The sequence below is a fragment of the Streptomyces sp. WMMB303 genome (assembly GCF_029351045.1).
Taxonomy (GTDB): Bacteria; Actinomycetota; Actinomycetes; order Streptomycetales; family Streptomycetaceae; genus Streptomyces.
This window is the reverse complement of sequence record NZ_JARKIN010000001.1, coordinates 3,261,365-3,279,008: the sequence shown is the minus strand read 5'-3', so window position 1 is coordinate 3,279,008 and position 17,644 is coordinate 3,261,365. Positions and strand designations below refer to the sequence as shown.

The window sequence follows — 17,644 nt, the reverse complement described above, 5'->3', positions numbered from 1 at the left end:
GTCACATCACTCCCATCAGTGGTCCGCCCGGCAGATGGACGCCGAGGAGGAGGTGGAAGACCGTGTAGGTGAGCAGGGAGAGCCCGGCGGCGATCAGCGGGTCACGGGTGAGGGCATGGCGGCGGCTGCCCAGCGTGAAGGCCGAGCCCCAGAAGAGCAGGGCGCCCGCGAGGGGGAAGCCGAGCGGTTCGATCAGTGCGGCGAAGGCGAGGAAGACTCCCGTGAGGAGCGCGACGGTACGCCAGTCGCCGGGCTCGTCCGCCTCCGCGTCGACCGCCCCGGCTGCGTCTTTCCCGTCCGCCGCGTCTTTCCCGTCCGCCGCGTCCGGTTGCGCGGTGCGTGGACTCCCCTGCTCCGGTACCGCGGCTGTCTGGCTCCCCGGCTCCGGGCGCGGGGTCTGCGCGTCCCCGGGCTCCGGGGGCGTCGTCGTACCGCCCCCGGTCGTGCCGCCCCCGGCCGTGCCGTCTCCGGCGGCGCCGCGCAGGACGTCGACGGTGAGCACGACGGAGACGACCAGCAGCGCCGTCCCGACGACGAGGGGGACAGTGCGGGGACCGACCGGGCCGCGTGCCGAGGCGACGGTGTCCATGGTGAGCGCGTCGCTCAGTACGAGGACGCCGACGGCCAGCAGCAGTGCGCACAGGCCGAGTTCGGAGTAGCCGCGGCGCCGCGCGGCGCCGGTTCGTGCCCGCCCGTCCGGCCGGGACGCCCGCGGGCCGCGCGGGAGGCGGGGGGATCGGGTGTCGCTCGCGTTGCTCACTGCCCCAGCTCCTTCAGGACGGAGTTCACGCGTTCGTCCTCGCGTTTGAGGAAGCGGCCGTACTTGTCGCCGGGCAGCCAGGCATCTTCCCAGCCGTTGGTCCGCAGCGAGTCGCGCCACTGCTCGGAGCGCCGCAACTCGCGCAGGAAGCGGACGAGTTTGTCCCGCTGGGCCTCGGAGAGCCCGGGCGGGGCCATCATGCCGCGCCAGTTGGTGAACTCCACGTCGATGCCGGACTCCTTGAGGGTGGGCGCGTCGAAGCCCGCGGCCCGCTTCGGGCCGGTGACGGCGAGCAGGCGCAGCTCGCCGGACTCGATCTGGTCGCGGTACTCGCCCAGACCGGAGACGCCGAAGGCGACTTTGCCGCCCAGTACGGAGGCCAGCAGTTCGCCGCCGCCGTCGAACGGCACGTAGTTGACCTCCTTGGTCCTGATCCCCGCGGCGCGGGCCATCAGCATCGGCGCCAGGTGGTCGGGACCGCCCGGCGAGGACCCGCCGCCGACCGGCATGGCGCCCGGGTGTTTCTTCCAGTCGGACAGGAGCTGCCGGAACGTCTTGTACTTGGAGTTCTTGGCGACGACCACGATGTCGGGCTCCTCCGTGAGCCGGGCGACCGGCGTCGCGTCGGCGAGGGTGGAGGGCGCGTCGTTGGTGTGGACGGCGCCGACCACGCCGAGGCCCATGGACATCGTCAGCTTGCCGTTGCCGCGCTCGTTGACGAGCCGGCTGAGGCCGACGGTGCCGCCGGCGCCGGGCAGGTTGTAGACCTCGATGTTGTGGTTGAGGCCGGCGTCCTCGGCGTTCTTGGCCGCTGTACGTGCGGTGATGTCGTAGCCGCCGCCGGGGGTGTTGGGCACCATGAAGCGCAGGCCGGGGATGTTCGTGCCGCCCGAGGCGCCGCTGCCGGAAGTGATCAGCGGGGGGACGAGCAGCACGACCGCCGCGGCGGCCAGAGGGGAGAGCAGGGCGCGCGAGCGCACGCGGAACACCGCCTTTCCGAGGCAGTCCGGGGGGACGGGAGGGGAAGGCCCACATGCTGCCCGGGCGGCGGGGCGGTGTCTGCCCTCGTACAGCAAGAAAAGTATTGGACGTTGTGGTCGTTGTGGTCCCGCTTCCGGAGCGGTCGGCGCGCGACGGCGTCCGGGCACGGGAGAGCGGGTGCGGTGGCGCCGTGGAGGTGCGCGCGGCCGGGCGCGCCCGGTGGCTCTTCCGGCCCGCCGCCGTGGCGGAAGCGGGGAGCCGGGAGGGCTCAGTGCAGGTCTTCGGCGGGAGGCAGGGCCGCGTCGAGGGCGTCGACGGAGGGGTACCGGGGCAGGGACCGGCCCAGCTCCAGTCGCCGCAGCAGTCTGCCGACCGGCATCTGCCCGCAGAGCAGCACCAGCCAGCCCTCCCGGGCGAGCGCGGTCGAGCGGGCCCGCAGCAGGACGCGGAGCACCGAGCAGTCCAGGAACGTCACGTCCCGCATGTCCAGGACGACCCGGGGCGGCGCGGTGTCCGAGAGGGCCCGGACCAGGTCGCTCTCCAGCTCGGGCAGTGTCGCGATGTCCAGTTCGCCCCTCGCGCGTACGGTCCGGAACCGGGCGGAGCCCGGGGTGTCGGAGCGCGGGACGGCGACCATCGAAGACCCCTTCCACTTGCGGGCGGTACGGAGGGCTGTGCGGATCGGGTGGGTGCTGCGGCGGTGGGGCATGGGGGGCGAAGGGAGGCGACGGGAGCGAGGGGAGCGAGGGGCGAGGGGTGGTGGCGCGGCGCCTGGCGCCGGTCGCATGTGCGCGTGCTGTGCGTCCGGCGGTCGGACCGTTCGGCCGTTCGGCGGTCGGGCCGTCCGGCCGGGGTCCGGGAACCCGGGGTCCGGGAGTCCGGGCCCGGGGCCGAACAGGTGCACTCTAAGCATGTCCTGGGGCTGCTGAGGCGGGAGTGCGGACACCGAACCCCTCAGTGCCTCGATCTCACTCGTCCGAGTGACAGCAGAGTTCTGCGGAGCCGGGAGGGGCGCATGAAGGGCGCATGGCGCACGCACGGCCGGGGCAGGGCTGAGGAATGCGACGCGAGGCGGGAGACGAGGCACGCGTGACAGCGGAGGCACTGGCAGCGCACTACGGACTGGAGCCGCTGCCACGCGAGGGCGGCCGGTTCCGGCGGCTGTGGGCGGGACCCGAACGCGGCGACGGCCGGCCGGAGGGCTCCGCGATCGTGATGCTGCTGACCGACGTGCCGGACGACTACTGCGCGCTGCACCGGCTGCCCTCCGACGAGGTGTGGCACCACTATCTGGGCTCCCCGCTGGAACTGCTGCTGCTCGGGCCCGAGGGCACGTCGAGGACGCCGGTGCTCGGGCCCGATGTGCTGGGTGCGGGACACCAGGTGCAGCTCACGGTGCCCGCCGGTACCTGGATGGGCGCCCGGGTCGCCCGGCACGGCACGGGCGGGCCGGAACCGGGCGGGCCGAATCCAAGCGAACCGGGGCCCGGCGAGCCGCGAGGCCGGGCGGGTACGTGGACGCTGTTCGGCTGCACGATGGCCCCCGGCTACACCGACGCGGACTACGAGCACGGCGACGCGGAGGCGCTCGCCCGCGCGTACCCCGAGCACGCGGGGCTGATCCGGGAGCTGGCCCGATGAGCGCGGCGGCGTCGCGCACGGTGCTGGTGACGGGCGCCTCCGGCGGCATCGGGCGCGGCATCGCCCTGCGGTTCGCGGCGGCGGGCGCGCCGGTGGCGGTGCACTACCGCGGTGATCCGGCGGGCGCTCGCGCGACCGTCGCCGCGATCGAGCGGGACGGCGGGGAAGCGCTGGCCGTGCACGGTGAACTGGCCACGGAGGAGGGCTGCCGCGCCGTGGTCGCCGAGGCGGCCGGGTGGCGCGCCGCGGGGCTCGGCGCGCTGGTCAACAACGCGGGGGTGCAACCCGTGCGGGAGCTGGCCGGGATGACGGTCCAGGAGTGGCGCGCGGTTGTCGACACCAACCTCTCCAGCGTCTTCTGCTGCACCCAGGCGGCGGCTCCGCTGCTGGCGGAGCGCGGCGGCGGCAGTATCACGCACGTCGCCTCCGTCGAGGCGGCGCAGCCCGCGCCGGGGCATGCGCACTACGCCGCGTCCAAGGCCGCGATCGTCGCGCACGCCCGGGCCGCGGCGCTGGAGTACGGGCCGCTCGGGGTGCGGGTGAACACCGTCTCGCCCGGGCTGGTGGCGCGGGACGGGATCGAGGAGCAGTGGCCCGAGGGCGTGCGGCGCTGGCGCGCGGCGGCGCCGGACGGGCGGCTGGGCACCGCGGAGGACGTGGGGGATGCGTGCGTCTTCCTCGCCTCGCCGCGGGCCCGCTGGATCAACGGGCACGATCTCGTGCTGGACGGCGGGGTGTCGGCCCGGCCCTCGTGGTGACCTCGCCCCCGTGCGGCCGGGTCCCCGTGCGGTTTTGGCCGCCACCCCGCCAGGACGCGGCGCCCGGTGACGCCCCCGGCTCAGCCGGCGGGCTGCCCGGCGGCCGCACCCGCATAGCCGCGCAGATGCTGTGCCGTCAGCGTGTCCGCACCGGTGACGAGTTCGGCGGGCGGACCGGTGAACAGCACCTTCCCGCCGTCGTGTCCACCACCCGGTCCGAGGTCGATGATCCAGTCCGCGTGGGCCATCACCGCCAGATGATGCTCGATGACGACGACCGAGTTTCCGTCCTCGACCAGCCGGTCCAGCAGCGCCAGCAGTTGGTCGACATCGGCCATGTGCAGCCCCGTCGTCGGCTCGTCCAGGACGTAGGTCGCGGCCTTCTCGGCCATGTGGATGGCCAGTTTCAGCCGCTGGCGCTCGCCGCCGGAGAGGGTGTTCAGCGGCTGCCCCAGCCGCAGGTAGCTCAGACCGACGTCCGCGAGGCGGCCCAGGATCGCCGCGGCCTGCCCGGTGGGGAGGAACGCGGCCGCCTCGGCCACCGACATGCCCAGCACGTCGCTGATGTTCTTGCCGCGCAGTGTGTACTCCAGCACCGCCGGGGTGAAGCGTTTGCCCTCGCACGCCTCGCACACCGAGGAGACGCCGGCCATCATCGCCAGGTCGGTCCAGACGAGCCCGATGCCGTTGCAGTTCGGGCAGGCACCCGCCGAGTTGGCCGAGAAGAGCGCCGGCTTGACGCCGTTGGCCTTGGCGAAGGCCGTGCGGATGGGGCCGAGCAGCCCGGTGTAGGTGGCCGGATTGCTGCGGCGGGAGCCGCGGATGGGGGACTGGTCGGCCACCCGTACACCGTCCCGCCCGGACAGGTAGCCGTGGATCAGCGAGCTCTTCCCGGACCCCGCCACGCCCGTGACGACGGTGAGGACGCCCAGCGGGACGTCCACGTCGACGTTCTTGAGGTTGTGCAGGTCCGCTCCGGTGATCCGGACCGCGCCCTTGGGCTCCCGGACCGTCTCGCGCAGCCGGGCGCGGTGGTTGAGATGGCGGCCGGTGAGCGTACCGGAGGCACGCAGCCCGGATACGTCACCCTCGTAGCAGATCCGGCCGCCCTCGGTGCCCGCGCCGGGCCCGAGGTCGACGACGTGGTCGGCGATGGCGACGACCTCCGGCTTGTGCTCGACCACCAGGACGGTGTTGCCCTTGTCGCGCAGGAGCAGCAGCAGTTCGTTCATGCGCTGGATGTCGTGCGGGTGCAGGCCGATGGTGGGCTCGTCGAAGACGTAGGTGACGTCGGTGAGGCTGGAGCCGAGATGGCGCACCATCTTGACCCGCTGCGCCTCGCCGCCGGAGAGCGTCCCCGCCGGGCGGTCCAGACTCAGATAGCCCAGCCCGATGTCGACCAGGGAGTCGAGTGTCTGGCAGAGCGCGTCGCGCAGCGGCGCCACATGGGCCTGCCCTCCGCTCGACGCGTGCTGCCCCCCGCCGGAGCCCGGGGAGCCCGGGGACTCCGCGGAATCCCCGGTGTCGGTCAGCCCGCGGACGAACGGGGCGAGGTCGCTGATCTGCATGGCGGCGCAGTCGGCGATGTTCAGCCCGTCGATCCGGGAGGAGAGCGCCGCCCGGCTGAGCCGGCTGCCGCCGCACGCCGGGCAGTCGGTGTAGACGACGGCCCGGTCGACGAACTCCCGTATGTGGCCCTGCAACGCCTCCCGGTCCTTGGACAGGTAGGTGCGCCGGATGCGGGTGACCGCACCCTCGTAGGTGAGGTTGGTGGTGCCGACCTTGACCTTCGTCATCGGCTGGTACAGCAGCGCTTCCCGCTCCTTCGGGGTGAAGTCGCGCACCTTCTTGTCCGGGTCGAAGAATCCGCAGTTGACGACCACCTGCCAGAACCAGCTGTCCACCGCGAACCCCGGTGCGGTGAGCGCTCCCTCGCGTACGGACAGCCCGGCATCGACGATCTGCTCGATGTCGATCGTCGTGGTCCGGCCCAGTCCCTCGCACTCGGCGCACATGCCCTCGGTGCTGTTGAAACTGAACGCGGTCGCGGGGCCGACGTGCGGGGTGCCCAGGCGGCTGAAGAGGATCCGCAGCATCGTGTAGGCGTCGGTCGCGGTGCCCACGGTGGAGCGGGAGTTGGCACCCATCCGCTCCTGATCGACGACGATCGCCGCACTCAGGTTGCGCAGGCTGTCCACGTCGGGGCGGCCCAGGCTCGGCATGAACGACTGGACGAACGCCGTGTACGTCTCGTTGATCAGCCGCTGCGACTCCGCCGCGATCGTTCCGAAGACGAGCGAGGACTTTCCCGAGCCCGAGACTCCGGTGAAGACCGTCAGCCTGCGCTTGGGCAGGTCGAGGGAGACGTTCGCGAGGTTGTTCTCGCGTGCTCCGCGCACTTCGATGACGGTGTGGCCGTCGGCGGGTGTCAGCGGCGTGTTCTGGGCCGGCATCCTGGTCCTCCTGGGTTCCCGGCCGGCGTTTCGCGCCGGCCGGCGCAACGGAAGTGCTCGACCGGTCAGCCTAGAAGGCGGGTGTGACAGCCGGGGCGGCTCACCAGCCGGTCAGCAGCAGGTGGTTGACCGCAAGCGCGGTCGCCGCCTGGGCCGCCAGCCAGTACCGCGCGCCCCGCGGCGGCAGCAGCGCCGCCGCGGGCAGCAGCCAGGTGAGGAAGGGCAGCCAGATCCGCTCGGTCTCGGCCTTGCTCATGCCGGACAGGTCGGCGACGGCGATCGTCAGCACCGCGGTGGCCACCACCGCCGCGAGCCGTGCCCGGCTGTCCGGGCCGGCCGCCGCGAGCTCGCCGCCCGGCCGACGGGCCCGGAGCCGTGCGGCGGCCTGCCGCCCGGTCCGTGCCGCGGACACCAGCGCACGCCGCGCCCCGGCGACGGCCGCGGGTCCGGCGGCGGTCACGGCGCAGGCGAGGTTGCCCCACACCCAATAGCTGTACGGCCGGATGCGTGCGGCGCCTTGGTAGTACCGCTCGGTCAGCAGCCGGTAGCCCTCCCACCAGTCGAAGCCCGCGAGGGTGAAGGCGGCCGCCACCACGGCGACCCCGGCCAGTACCCACGGCAGCGGCCGCAGGGTGCGGGCCAGCGCGAGCACGGTGAGGCCGAGCAGCGCGCACAGGGTCAGCCCGTACGACAGGTAGCAGGTGAGCCCGAACAGCAGCCCGGCGGCGAACGCGACGGTGCGCGGCGCGCGGACCGCGCCCGCACCCGACCGCGCGGCCAGGGCGAGGAGGGCCAGTGCCCAGGCGGCCACCGCGGTGAAGTAGCCGTCCGCGGAGACCCCCACCCACACGGCGGTGGGCGCCAGGACGAGGAACGGTGCCGCGCTGCGGGCGTGCTCCTCGTCGGTGAGCGCGCGCAGGGCCACCAGGACGGCGGCCGCCGCCGACGCGCCGACGGTGATGACCCACGCGGAGGCCCACGGCCCGCCGCCGAGCCCCACCCGGTCGAGTCCGACGAAGGTGAGCACCGCGGCGGGCGGGTGGCCCGCGACATGGGGCACCCAGTTGTCCGGGGAGTGCAGCAGGATGTGGTCGGTGAAGGTGCGCAGCGCGGCACCGGCGTCCGCGAACCGGTCGATCTCCTGGAGGTACTCGTAGGCGGAGGTCAGTTGGTTCTCCACGCCCCGGTGCCAGCCGTCGACCATGGCCAGCGACCAGATCCAGGCCATGGAGGCGAGCCAGACCGCGGGCAGCAGCCGCCGCCACCGCAGCCGCGCGGCCAGCGCGGGTCCATAGCCCAGCACGGCCCCGGCCACCAGCAGCGCCGCCGGTGTGCCCGGGCCCACGTGCGGTTCGAGGTGGGCGTAGTAGGGCGGCCAGTGGACCCGCAGGGTGCCGTGTTCCCGCTCGATGGCGCCGCCGATGACGACGGCCGCGGTCACCAGTACCCCGGCCGCCGCCACGACGGCCAGGTCGGGGCGCAGCCCGCGCGGCCAGGAGCCGGGGCCGCGCCACCGGGAGGCGGTGCGCGGAGCGGCGCCGGCTCCGCGCTGGCGGGGGGCCCGGGCCTCGGTGGGCGTGTCCCGGGCGTCGGGAGCGGATCCGGCTTCGGCGCGGTCCGGGCGGGTGGAGGAGGGTTCGGCAGCCACACGGGCACGTTAGGCCGCGCGGGGCCGTGCGGGGGCCACCAGGGGAGGATGTCAGCGTTTCGTCATGGGTTCCCGGCCCCCGCGGGGCCGTCCTGGCGCATACGGTCGCCGCATGGGCGACCACCGCACCCTTCCGTCACCCCCGTCCACCCGGCTCCCCACCGATCCCCGCTTCTGGCGCAGTCCGCTGCGCGGCCCCTGGCTGACGGCGCTGCTCGGTGTCGTACTGCTGCTCGGCATCACCGTGCTGTTCGTCACCGGGCTGCTGTCGTACGCGGCGTACAACCCGGACCTGGCCGCTCCCAACGACCGGACACCGGACCGCGGACTGCTGGGGTTCTACCTGTTCGCCTGGCCGACCGATCCGTACTGGCTCTACCGGCTCACCCAAGGACTGCACGTCACGCTCGGTGTGGTGCTCGTCCCGGTGCTGCTGGCGAAGCTCTGGTCGGTCGTCCCCAAGCTGTTCACCTTGCCGCCGGCGCGTTCGGCGGCGCACGCGCTGGAGCGGATCTCGCTGCTGCTGCTCGTGGGGGGTGTCCTGTTCGAGTTCGTCACGGGGCTGCTGAACGTCCAGCTCGACTACCTGTTCCCCGGCTCGTTCTACCCGCTGCACTTCTACGGTGCCTGGGTGTTCATCTCCGCCTTCGTGGTGCACGTCGTCCTGCGGCTGCCGAAGGCCCTGCACGCGCTGCGCAACGGGGCGCCGCGCGACTTCGCCTCGGGCGGCACCGGACGGGCCGGTCGGGAGGAGCGCGCGGCCCGCCGGTACGAAGCGGCCGCCGGGCGGGCCGGCACCGGGGAGTCCGAGACGGCCGGCGCCGAGGAGCGGGTCGCCGCGGGGGAGCCTGGCGGCGCCGAGGAGCCGGCCGCCGCGGGAGAGTACGACGAGGGCGGGGAGCAGGACGGCCCCGAGGAGTACGACCGGCCCGGCGGGCGGGCCGCGGGCGGCGCGCCCGAGCGCGCCCACGAGGGAGCACGCGAGCCGGACCTGGACACCGGGCTGGTCGCACCGCGTCCGGCGGCGCCGACCTTGACGCGGCGCGGCGCGCTCGGTGCGGTGGGCGGCGGCTCCGTGCTGCTGCTGGCGGTGACCGTGGGCCAGAACTTCGACGGACTGCCCCGCCGCACCGCCCTGCTGGCGCCGCACGGCGGGCCGGAACCGGGGAGCGGCGCGAACGCCTTCCAGATCAACAAGACGGCCGCCGCCGTCGGCATCACCGGCGCGGAGACCGGAGCGGGCTGGCGGCTGACCCTGGAGCGTCCCGGCGGGCCCACGCAGCGCCTCTCCCGGGCCGATCTGCTGGCCATGCCGCAGCACTCCGCCGCGTTGCCGATCGCCTGCGTGGAGGGCTGGTCGACCTCCGACCAGCACTGGAGCGGTGTGCGGCTGCGCGACCTGGCGGAGTTGGTCGGCTTCGACCCCAGGGACGGACTGCCCGGGGTGTTCGTCGCCTCCCTGCAGCGCTCCGGTGCCTTCCGGCACGCCGCGCTGCGGGACAACCAGGTGCGCGACCCGCGGTCCCTGCTGGCGCTGCGGGTGGGCGGTGAGGACCTCTCCCTCGACCACGGCTACCCGGCGCGGGTCATCGTTCCGGCAGCGCCCGGGGTGCACAACACCAAGTGGGTCCGGCGGCTGGCGTTCGGAGCGGACCGATGAGCGGCGGCCCGGAGGAAGCCGCCGCGGGCGGCGGCGCGGACGGCCGGACGGGCGCGGAGGCGGAGGCCGCCGGGGAGCCGGGAGCCGGAGCCGGACGGCGGAAGCCGGGAGCGGACCGGGGGCCGGGAGCCGCCGGGCTGCGCCGACTGCTGGGCAGTCCGTTCCAGATCGCCTTGCTGCTGGCCTCGTTCGTGCTCGCCGGATACGCGGGCGTGCGCTTCCTGGCGGACGACTGGCTCGGGGTCGCGGTCTGGTTCGTGGGTGCGGCGCTGCTGCACGATCTGGTGCTGGTGCCGCTGTACTCGCTGGCCGACCGGGTGCCCCGGCTCGCCGGACGGTACGTCAACCACCTGCGGATCCCGGCCCTGCTCTCCCTCCTGCTGCTACTGGTCTGGTTCCCGCTGATCACCGGGCCGGCCGACCGGTACGCGGGACTCACCGGACGGCCGGAGGGCAACAACGGCTACGCGCTGCACTGGCTGTGGCTGACCGTCGGCCTGTTCACCGTCTCCGGAGTGTGGCTGGCCGCGCGGACCCTGCGCGGCCGCCGCGACCGGCAGCCGGACCCTCAGGGGCGCCGCAGCGCGACGAACGAGCGCCCGCCGGAACCCCACTGACCCGCGGTCGCCCACCCGGCGGGCGCCGCGTACCGCAGCAGGGCCGCGGTGCCCAGCCGGGCCCAGGGGAACGGCCGGCCGCTGCCGGGGTGCGGGTGGTGCACGCCGCGCCCGTCGTCGATCCGCACCTGGGCCCGCTCGTCCACGTCCAGGGGCGAGGTCTCGGCCAGCAGCAGCCCGTCCGGTGCCAGGAGCCGGGCGCAGCGCTCCAGCAGCGCCTCGGGGTCGCCGCCGATACCGAGGTTGCCGTCCATCAGCAGCACGCTGCCCCAGCGGCCCTCCCCGGGCAGCGGTTCGAAGACCGAACGGTGCAGCGCGGTACCGCCGAGGCCGACGGTGCGGGCGACGGCCTCCGGGCTCACGTCGATGCCCAGCACCCGGTGGCCGAGCGAGGACAGGGCCGCCACCAGCCTGCCCGGCCCGCAGCCCACGTCCAGCACCGCGCCCTCGCAGCGGCGCAGCACCGACATGTCGGCGGAATCCGCGCTCGCACACCAGCGCTCCACCTCCAGCGGCAGCAGCCAGCCGTCGCTGCGCCGCAGGAAGAGCGGGCCGCGGCCGCTGCGGAGCGCGTCCGCGTACGGGTCGGCGCCCCACGGGGTGCCCGGAGCGTCCTGCTGCTCGGGCGCCGCAGCGGTGCCCGTCGGGGCCGGATCCGCGGACGCTGCCTGGTGCGGGGGCGTGGCGCGCGTGGTGGCCGTCATGGGGCGGCCGTCCGGTGCTGCGCGGTGTCCTGCGGGGAGCGGCCCGTGGGGATGCCGGGGCGGTGGGGCGGCAGTTCCGGTACCGCTGCCACGGCGGCCGCGAACCGGCTGCCTGGTGTCTCGGCGGCGACCCGCACCGCGTCCTCGGCGGTGTCCACGTCGCGCAGCGCGGGCAGTCGGCGCACCCGCAGCCCCTCCCGGGTGAGCCGGTCGAGTTGCGCCTGTCCGGTCGTCGCGGTGGACATCGGGACCCCGCGCAGCAGTGCGGGATCCGGGCGGGCCAGTCCCAGCGCCCAGAAGCCGCCGTCCAGCGCGGGCCCGAACCAGGCGTCGCACTCCCGCCAACCGTCCGGACCGAGCGCGGGCTCCAGCAGCGCGGGCGTCACCTGCGGGGTGTCCATGCCCACGAGCAGCGCCGGGCCGGTGCCCGCCGCGGCGAACGCCGCGGCCAGCCGCTCGTCCAGACCGCCGGAGCACTGCGGCACGACGTCGAAGCCGGGAGGCAGCCACTCGCCGGGCCGGCCGGACAGCACCAGCACCCGGCGCGCGGCGGGCATGACCCGCACGGCCTCCAGAGTGTCGTGCAGCGCGGCCGCCGCCAGCCGGGCCGCCTGCTGCGGGGTGCACGGCGGGCACAGCCGCGTCTTGGCCCGCCCGGGCAGCGGCTCCTTGGCGATGACGAGCAGGGTGGTGTCTCCCGCCGGGGCGGTTCCTTCCGGGGCGGATTCCTCCGGGGTGGGCCCCCCGGCGGGGCGGGGCGACGTCGTCATCGGGAAGCCTCCTGTTCGGTGACGGGCGGTTCCTGGAGCACCGCCCGCATGTCGCGTACCGCGTGCCAGGTGCCCCGCCAGGTGCCGGTCACCTTGGACTTGCCGGTGCGCGGGCGGTAGGGCACGTCGCGCTCCTCGATGCGCCACCCGGCGTCCGCCGCCCGCACGACCATCTGGAGCGGGTATCCGCTGCGCCGGTCGGTCAGTCCGAGCGCCAGCAGCGCTTCGCGGCGGGCCGCGCGCAGCGGGCCCAGATCGTGCAGTCGTACGCCGGTGCGTGCGTGCAGCATCCGGGACAGCGCGAGGTTGCCGGCGCGGGCGTGCGCGGGCCACGCACCGCGCGTCTGCGGGCGCCTGCGGCCCAGGACGAGGTCGCTGCGGCCCTCCCGCACCGCCTCCACGAACGGCACCAGGAGGGCGGGGTCGAGCGAGGCGTCGCAGTCGCAGAAGCAGACGATGTCCGCCTCGGCGGCCGTCAGCCCCGCGTGGCAGGCGGCGCCGAAGCCGCGCCGGGACTCGGAGACGACGGTCGCGCCCAGTCCGCGTGCCGTGGCCGCCGAGTCGTCCGTGGAGCCGTTGTCGACGACGATCGCACGCCAGTCCGGGGGGACCCGCTCCAGCACCCAGGGCAGCGCCTCTTCCTCGTCGAGGCAGGGGAGTACGACATCGACACCGGGCACGGGCACGGCCTCCTTCGGACGAGGTTCGATCACGCTCCGCACACCCTACGGAGCCAAACGCGACATTCCAGACTTCGTGTTCTTACGAAACACGGACATCGCCCCGACCGCCGCCGACCCGCCTCCCGCGCTCCGGAATCCGGTGCGACCCTGAGGCCATGCAGCCACCACCCGCCGGGCGTGTCCTGGTCGTCGACGACGACCCCACCGTCGCCGAGGTCGTCACCGGGTACCTCCAGCGCGCCGGATACGCCGTCGACCGCGCGGAGACCGGCCCCGACGCGCTGGCACGCGCCGCGGCCCGGTGGCCGGACCTGGTCGTGCTCGACCTGATGCTGCCCGGCATGGACGGGCTGGAGGTCTGCCGCCAACTGCGCGGCAGAGGACCCGTACCCGTCATCATGCTCACGGCACTCGGCGACGAGGGCGACCGGGTGCTGGGCCTCGAGGTCGGCGCCGACGACTACGTCACCAAGCCGTTCAGCCCCCGCGAGCTGGTGCTGCGCGTCGAGTCCGTGCTGCGCCGCAGCCGCCACGCCGAAGAGGCGCCGCGGCCCGCCCCGGTGCTGCGCGCCGCGGGACTGGCCGTCGACCCCCTCGCCCGGCGCGCCGCCCGGGACGGCACCGACCTCTCGCTCACCGTGCGCGAGTTCGACCTGCTGGCCCACCTGCTGCGGCACCCTGCCCGCGCGTTCTCCCGCGAGGAGCTGATGCGCGAGGTGTGGGGCTGGGCCTTCGGCGACCTCTCGACGGTCACCGTCCACGTACGCCGACTGCGCGCCAAGATCGAGGACGATCCCGCGCAGCCCCGGCTGATCCGGACCGTGTGGGGGGTCGGCTACCGGTTCGACCCGGGCGCCGACGCGCAGGAGGACTGAACCACCGTGCACGACATGCTGCTCATCGCCCTGTTCGCCTTCCTGGGAGCCGCAGCCGCCGGACTGCTGGGCGCCCTGGCGCTGCGCGCCCTGCGGCACCGCTCGCTCGCCGTGTCCCTGACGGTCGTCTCCACCGTTGCCGTGACCGCCATGCTCTCCGGGACGCTGGCCGTCGCCTGGGCCATGTTCCTCTCCCGGCACGACCTGTTCGTCATCACCACCGTCGTCGCCATGGCGGCCGTCGTCTCGCTGGCGACCGCGCTGCTGCTGGGCCGCTGGGTGGCGGCCCGCAGCCACGCCCTCACCCGCGCGGCGCGGTCCTTCGGCGACGGCGGCAGCTTCCCGGCACCCGGCGCGGCCGAGGCGGACGACCCGGCCGAGTTCGCGGCCCTGACCCGGGAGCTGGCCGCCACCAGCGAGAAACTGGCCGCCTCCCGGGACCGCGAGCGGGCACTGGAGAGCTCCCGGCGGGAACTGGTCGCCTGGATCTCGCACGATCTGCGCACCCCGCTGGCCGGACTGCGTGCCATGTCCGAGGCGCTGGAGGACGGCATGGTGGAGGACACCGGACGCTGCCTGCGGCAGATCCGCACCGAGGTCGAACGGCTCAACTCCATGGTCGGCGACCTGTTCGAACTCTCCCGGATCCACGCCGGCGCGCTCGCCCTGACCACCCACCGGGTGGCCTCCGCCGAACTCGTCGCGGAAGCGCTGGCGGGCGCCGACCCGCTGGCCCGGCAGAGCGGGGTCCGGCTGGTGGGCGACGCGCTGACCGACGTGCCGGTGGAGGTGGACCCGCGCGAGATGACCAGAGTGCTGGGGAACCTGCTCGTCAACGCCATCCGGCGCACTCCGGCCGACGGCACCGTCGCGGTGCATGTCCGCAGCGTCCAGGAGCAGGTCGTCCTCTCCGTCACGGACGGCTGCGGCGGCATCCCCGAGGAGGACCTGCCCCGCGTCTTCGACACCGGCTGGCGCGGCACCCACGCCCGCACGCCCCCGGGCGCCGGCCTGGGGCTGGCCATCGTCCGCGGCATCGTCGAGGCCCACCGGGGCACGGCGGCCGTCCACAACGTGACCGGCGGCTGCTGCTTCGAACTCACCCTGCCGACCGCCGGACCGGGCTGAGCCCGCGCCGAGCGGTCCTCCGGCGGATCGGCAGCCCGCGAAGGGGCCGCCGAGGAGCAGGCGGCACCCGGCGAGTCGGCTGCATCCGGCGAATCGGCTGCATCCGGTGGCGCGGGAACGGGGACGGTGGCGCAACGGTCCGCTACGCCCGCCCCGACGGCGCCCTCATGTCGGACACCGCGAACTCCTTCATGCCCTCCCCGAAACCGATCTGCGCGCGCCAACCCAGTTCCCGCGCGGCCCGTTCGGAGGACGCCGTGATGTGCCGGACGTCGCCCAGCCGGAACTCGCCCGTCACCACCGGGTCGGGCCCGCCGTAGAACTCGGCCAGCGCGCTGGCCGTCTCGCCGATGGTGTGCGGGTCCCCGCTGCCGGTGTTGTACGCGGCGAAGGAGCCCGGCGCCCGGCCCGCGCCCGGCGTGTGCAGCGCCTCCAGCGCGGTGACGTTGGCGGCTGCGATGTCCCGCACGTGGACGAAGTCCCGGCGCTGCGCCCCGTCCTCGTAGACGGTGGGGGCCACCCCGCGGGCGAGCGCCGAGCGGAAGAACGAGGCCACTCCCGCGTACGGCGTGTCACAGGGCATCCCGGGCCCGTAGACGTTGTGGTAGCGCAGCGAGACCGCGGCCCCGTCGACCGCGCGGGCCCACGCCGCCGCCAGGTGCTCCTGGGCGAGCTTGGTGGTCGCATAGGTGTTCCGCGGGTCCAGCGGCGCGTCCTCGCCGACCAGCCCGGGGCGCAGCGCGGCGCCGCAGTCGGGGCACGGCGGCTCGAACCGCCCGGCACGCAGGTCCGGCACGGCACGCGGCCCCGGCCGGACGACTCCGTGCTGGGGGCAGGTGTAGCGCCCTTCCCCGTAGACGACCATCGAACCGGCCAGCACCAGGGCCCGCACCCCGGCCCGCTCCATCGCGGTCAGCAGCACCGCCGTGCCGAAGTCGTTGCAACTGACGTACTCCGGGGCGTCGGAGAAGTCCTTGCCCAGCCCGACCATCGCCGCCTGGTGGCACACCGCGTCCACACCGCGCAGCGCCTCGGCGACGGCGTCCCGGTCGCGCACGTCGCCGCGCAGCTGCCGCGCCCCCGGCACGGTGGCGGGGGATGCGGCGCCCTCACCGTGCGCCGACGGCAGCAGGGCGTCCAGGACGACCGCCTCGTGGCCCGCGTCGGTCAGGGCCTCCACGACGTGGGAACCGATGAATCCGGCACCGCCGGTGACAAGAACGCGCATACAGCCACGCTAGAGGTGTGCGGGCGCCGCGCAACGGTGCGCGGCACCGTGTCACCGCTCCGTAAGAACCCGATCTCCGCCGACACCCCTCATGAGCACCCGATCCGTGCGGATTGTCCTACCGTGCGGGGTGGGCGCCCTCGGCTCGGCGGACGGTGCGGAACGCCCCCGCGCGGGCCGCCTCGTACGCCGCCAGCGCCGCCCGTTCGGCGGCTGCCCGGTCCAGGGGGGCGCCGGTGGTCAGCAGTTGGTAGTACAGCGGTGCGGAGACGGCGCGGATGACCTGCTCGGCATCCGTGTCGGACGGTACCTCTCCCCGCTCGGCCGCCTGCCGCACGCAGGGCGCCCACTCCCCGATCCGGGCCGCGTAGAACCGGTGCAGAGCCTCGGCCGCGGGCGCGTCGCACGTGGCCGCGGCGATGACCGCCTTGAACAGGGCGCCCTGCCGGCGGTCCGTCAGAGTGCGGCGCACCAGTGCGGCGTTGGCCGTCAGATCCTCGAGGAGGGCGCCCGACTCGATGCGGGGTTCGGACTGCTCGGCCATGTCGTCGAGCAGATCCGCCAGCAGCGCGGTGACCGTCCCCCAGCGCCGGTAGACCGTCGTCTTGCCCACCTCCGCGCGGCGGGCCACCTCGGCGAGGTCGAGATGGGCGAAACCGTGCTCCGCGAGGGCGTCCCCGGCGGCGCGCAGCACCGCCTCGCGCACCCGCGCCGTACGTCCCCCGGGCCGTACGGTGCCGGGTGAGGCGGTGGCTCCCGGGCCGGCCGTCCTCCGCCGGGCCCCCGGTTCAGGTGTCACAACGGGTCTCCAGTTCCCTTACAGCTCGCTCGGGCCACCTTACTGGGGCCCGGCCGAGCCGGAGCCCCGTCTCGCCGCGCGCGGTGTGCGGGGTGCCGGGCGCGGGCCCGGTCGGGTGCGGCGAAGGGGTCATGGGACTCGTTCCTCCGGGTTCGGGAATGTGCCGTCCCCCTGGAGACCGGACAGCGGCCCCGAACGTGACAACCCCGCCCCGCATGCCTGCCGCTCCCCACCGAAGGGCCCCGAGCCGCACCGGCGCGGCGGTCAGCTCGGCGCGGACGCCGCGAACTGCCGTGCCGCGTAAGCGATCTTGTCCGGGCCCACACAGATCCGCAGCGCGGCTATCCGGCCCTCGGCCACCTCCAGCGTGACCACACCCGGCAGTCCGCCGTCCGCGAGTGCGAGCAGCGCGGGCCCGCCGTTCACCTCGCACGGCACCAGAACGGTCGCGGCCGCCGCCGTCCGCGCGAGACCACGCCCTCGGGTCAGCAGCCGCTCCAGCCGCCGGAGATCCCCCTCACGGGCGGCCGCCACGAACGTCTCCACCAGCCCTGTCCACCGCTGCCGCGCGGGTGCGCCGCCGCCGGTCCCGCCGCCCCGTGGACGGTGCCGTCGGCCGTCGTCAGCACCGGCTCGGGCAGCCATTGGCCCACGTACTGCTCGCGGCGTACCCGGGCGGAGGCCAGTTCGTTGAGGCTGAGATCGGTGACGACCTCGGCCGGCCAGGCACCCGGCGTCGCCACCGCGTCCCGGTCGGCGCGTTCCCAGCGCAGATGCGTCTCCTGCACGAGGTCCTCCGCCTCGGACGCCGAGCCCAGCATCCGGTAGGCGATCCCGAAGAGCCGCGCCCGGTGCGCCTCGAACTGCAGCGTCGTGTCCACCACGCGGCCCAGTGCAGCACGCGGCCGGTCGCGGCCGCTCCGCGCCGCGGCCTCCGAC

At 74.8% G+C, this 17,644-nt stretch carries 18 protein-coding genes; 6 read left to right on the top strand and 12 right to left on the bottom strand.

Translation table 11 applies throughout. The annotated features are described in order from the left end of the window. Position 1: 1 nt before the first annotated feature. The 3 genes from P2424_RS14600 to P2424_RS14590 form a co-directional block, all read right to left on the bottom strand. A complete protein-coding gene (locus P2424_RS14600) occupies positions 2 to 760 on the bottom strand; it encodes a tripartite tricarboxylate transporter TctB family protein (RefSeq protein ID WP_276476176.1) in 759 nt (252 codons plus the stop codon). Continuing rightward, the gene (locus tag P2424_RS14595; protein WP_276476175.1) at positions 757 to 1,740 is read right to left on the bottom strand and encodes a tripartite tricarboxylate transporter substrate binding protein; all 984 of its coding nucleotides are present in this window, start codon (positions 1,738 to 1,740) and stop codon (positions 757 to 759) included. Before P2424_RS14595 ends, P2424_RS14600 begins: the two co-directional genes overlap by 4 nt. A gap of 269 nt (positions 1,741 to 2,009) precedes the next feature. After that, positions 2,010 to 2,378, bottom strand: a complete 369-nt coding sequence (locus tag P2424_RS14590; RefSeq protein WP_276476174.1) for an anti-sigma factor antagonist — start codon at positions 2,376 to 2,378, stop codon at positions 2,010 to 2,012. 452 nt (positions 2,379 to 2,830) lie between these two features. Here P2424_RS14590 and P2424_RS14585 point away from each other — a divergent pair, with 452 nt between their 5' ends. Continuing rightward, positions 2,831 to 3,382, top strand: coding sequence for a cupin domain-containing protein (locus tag P2424_RS14585; protein ID WP_276476173.1), 552 nt, complete (start codon positions 2,831 to 2,833; stop codon positions 3,380 to 3,382). Continuing rightward, positions 3,379 to 4,140 carry an SDR family oxidoreductase gene (locus tag P2424_RS14580; RefSeq protein ID WP_276476172.1) on the top strand — a complete coding sequence of 254 codons (762 nt, stop codon included), beginning with the start codon at positions 3,379 to 3,381 and terminating at the stop codon, positions 4,138 to 4,140. Before P2424_RS14585 ends, P2424_RS14580 begins: the two co-directional genes overlap by 4 nt. 80 nt (positions 4,141 to 4,220) lie before the next feature. Here the strand turns inward: P2424_RS14580 and P2424_RS14575 are convergent, their stop codons facing one another. Together P2424_RS14575 and P2424_RS14570 are read right to left on the bottom strand one after the other, a co-directional pair. Continuing rightward, a complete protein-coding gene (locus tag P2424_RS14575) occupies positions 4,221 to 6,593 on the bottom strand; it encodes an excinuclease ABC subunit UvrA (RefSeq protein ID WP_276476171.1) in 2,373 nt (790 codons plus the stop codon). Positions 6,594 to 6,693: 100 nt separating this feature from the next. Continuing rightward, complete coding sequence (locus P2424_RS14570) at positions 6,694 to 8,076, bottom strand: hypothetical protein (RefSeq protein ID WP_276478976.1); 1,383 nt, start codon at positions 8,074 to 8,076, stop codon at positions 6,694 to 6,696. Positions 8,077 to 8,353: 277 nt separating this feature from the next. Between P2424_RS14570 and P2424_RS14565 the strand changes: the two genes are divergently transcribed. After that, the gene (locus P2424_RS14565) at positions 8,354 to 9,901 is read left to right on the top strand and encodes a molybdopterin-dependent oxidoreductase (protein ID WP_276476170.1); all 1,548 of its coding nucleotides are present in this window, start codon (positions 8,354 to 8,356) and stop codon (positions 9,899 to 9,901) included. Next, a complete protein-coding gene (locus tag P2424_RS14560) occupies positions 9,898 to 10,518 on the top strand; it encodes a hypothetical protein (RefSeq protein ID WP_346660088.1) in 621 nt (206 codons plus the stop codon). Before P2424_RS14565 ends, P2424_RS14560 begins: the two co-directional genes overlap by 4 nt. Here the strand turns inward: P2424_RS14560 and P2424_RS14555 are convergent. The 3 genes from P2424_RS14555 to P2424_RS14545 are packed head-to-tail and all read right to left on the bottom strand — an operon-like array spanning position 10,470 to position 12,705. Further along, positions 10,470 to 11,222, bottom strand: coding sequence for a class I SAM-dependent methyltransferase (locus P2424_RS14555; protein ID WP_346660087.1), 753 nt, complete (start codon positions 11,220 to 11,222; stop codon positions 10,470 to 10,472). The two genes, P2424_RS14560 and P2424_RS14555, sit on opposite strands and share 49 nt — an antisense overlap. Next, positions 11,219 to 11,992: a DUF2064 domain-containing protein gene (locus P2424_RS14550; RefSeq protein WP_276476169.1), complete on the bottom strand. Its 774-nt coding sequence runs from the start codon at positions 11,990 to 11,992 to the stop codon at positions 11,219 to 11,221. Before P2424_RS14550 ends, P2424_RS14555 begins: the two co-directional genes overlap by 4 nt. After that, complete coding sequence (locus tag P2424_RS14545) at positions 11,989 to 12,705, bottom strand: glycosyltransferase family 2 protein (protein WP_276476168.1); 717 nt, start codon at positions 12,703 to 12,705, stop codon at positions 11,989 to 11,991. Before P2424_RS14545 ends, P2424_RS14550 begins: the two co-directional genes overlap by 4 nt. Positions 12,706 to 12,830: 125 nt before the next feature. On the opposite strand from P2424_RS14545, the gene P2424_RS14540 reads away from it, so the two are divergent. Both P2424_RS14540 and P2424_RS14535 read left to right on the top strand, forming a co-directional pair. Beyond that, a complete protein-coding gene (locus P2424_RS14540) occupies positions 12,831 to 13,550 on the top strand; it encodes a response regulator transcription factor (protein WP_276476167.1) in 720 nt (239 codons plus the stop codon). A 6-nt stretch (positions 13,551 to 13,556) separates the two neighbouring features. Further along, positions 13,557 to 14,678: a HAMP domain-containing sensor histidine kinase gene (locus P2424_RS14535; protein ID WP_276476166.1), complete on the top strand. Its 1,122-nt coding sequence runs from the start codon at positions 13,557 to 13,559 to the stop codon at positions 14,676 to 14,678. Positions 14,679 to 14,820: 142 nt separating this feature from the next. Here the strand turns inward: P2424_RS14535 and P2424_RS14530 are convergent, their stop codons facing one another. The 4 genes from P2424_RS14530 to P2424_RS30995 all read right to left on the bottom strand — a co-directional run bounded on the left by P2424_RS14530 (position 14,821) and on the right by P2424_RS30995 (position 17,589). After that, the gene (locus P2424_RS14530; RefSeq protein ID WP_276476165.1) at positions 14,821 to 15,906 is read right to left on the bottom strand and encodes an NAD-dependent epimerase/dehydratase family protein; all 1,086 of its coding nucleotides are present in this window, start codon (positions 15,904 to 15,906) and stop codon (positions 14,821 to 14,823) included. Positions 15,907 to 16,024: 118 nt separating this feature from the next. After that, on the bottom strand, positions 16,025 to 16,705 hold the full coding sequence (locus tag P2424_RS14525; RefSeq protein ID WP_276476164.1) for a TetR/AcrR family transcriptional regulator: 681 nt from the start codon (positions 16,703 to 16,705) through the stop codon (positions 16,025 to 16,027). 264 nt (positions 16,706 to 16,969) lie between these two features. Then, positions 16,970 to 17,239: a hypothetical protein gene (locus P2424_RS14520; protein ID WP_276476163.1), complete on the bottom strand. Its 270-nt coding sequence runs from the start codon at positions 17,237 to 17,239 to the stop codon at positions 16,970 to 16,972. Continuing rightward, positions 17,191 to 17,589: a sigma factor gene (locus tag P2424_RS30995; RefSeq protein ID WP_346660086.1), complete on the bottom strand. Its 399-nt coding sequence runs from the start codon at positions 17,587 to 17,589 to the stop codon at positions 17,191 to 17,193. Before P2424_RS30995 ends, P2424_RS14520 begins: the two co-directional genes overlap by 49 nt. Between the last annotated feature and the right edge of the window lie 55 nt (positions 17,590 to 17,644).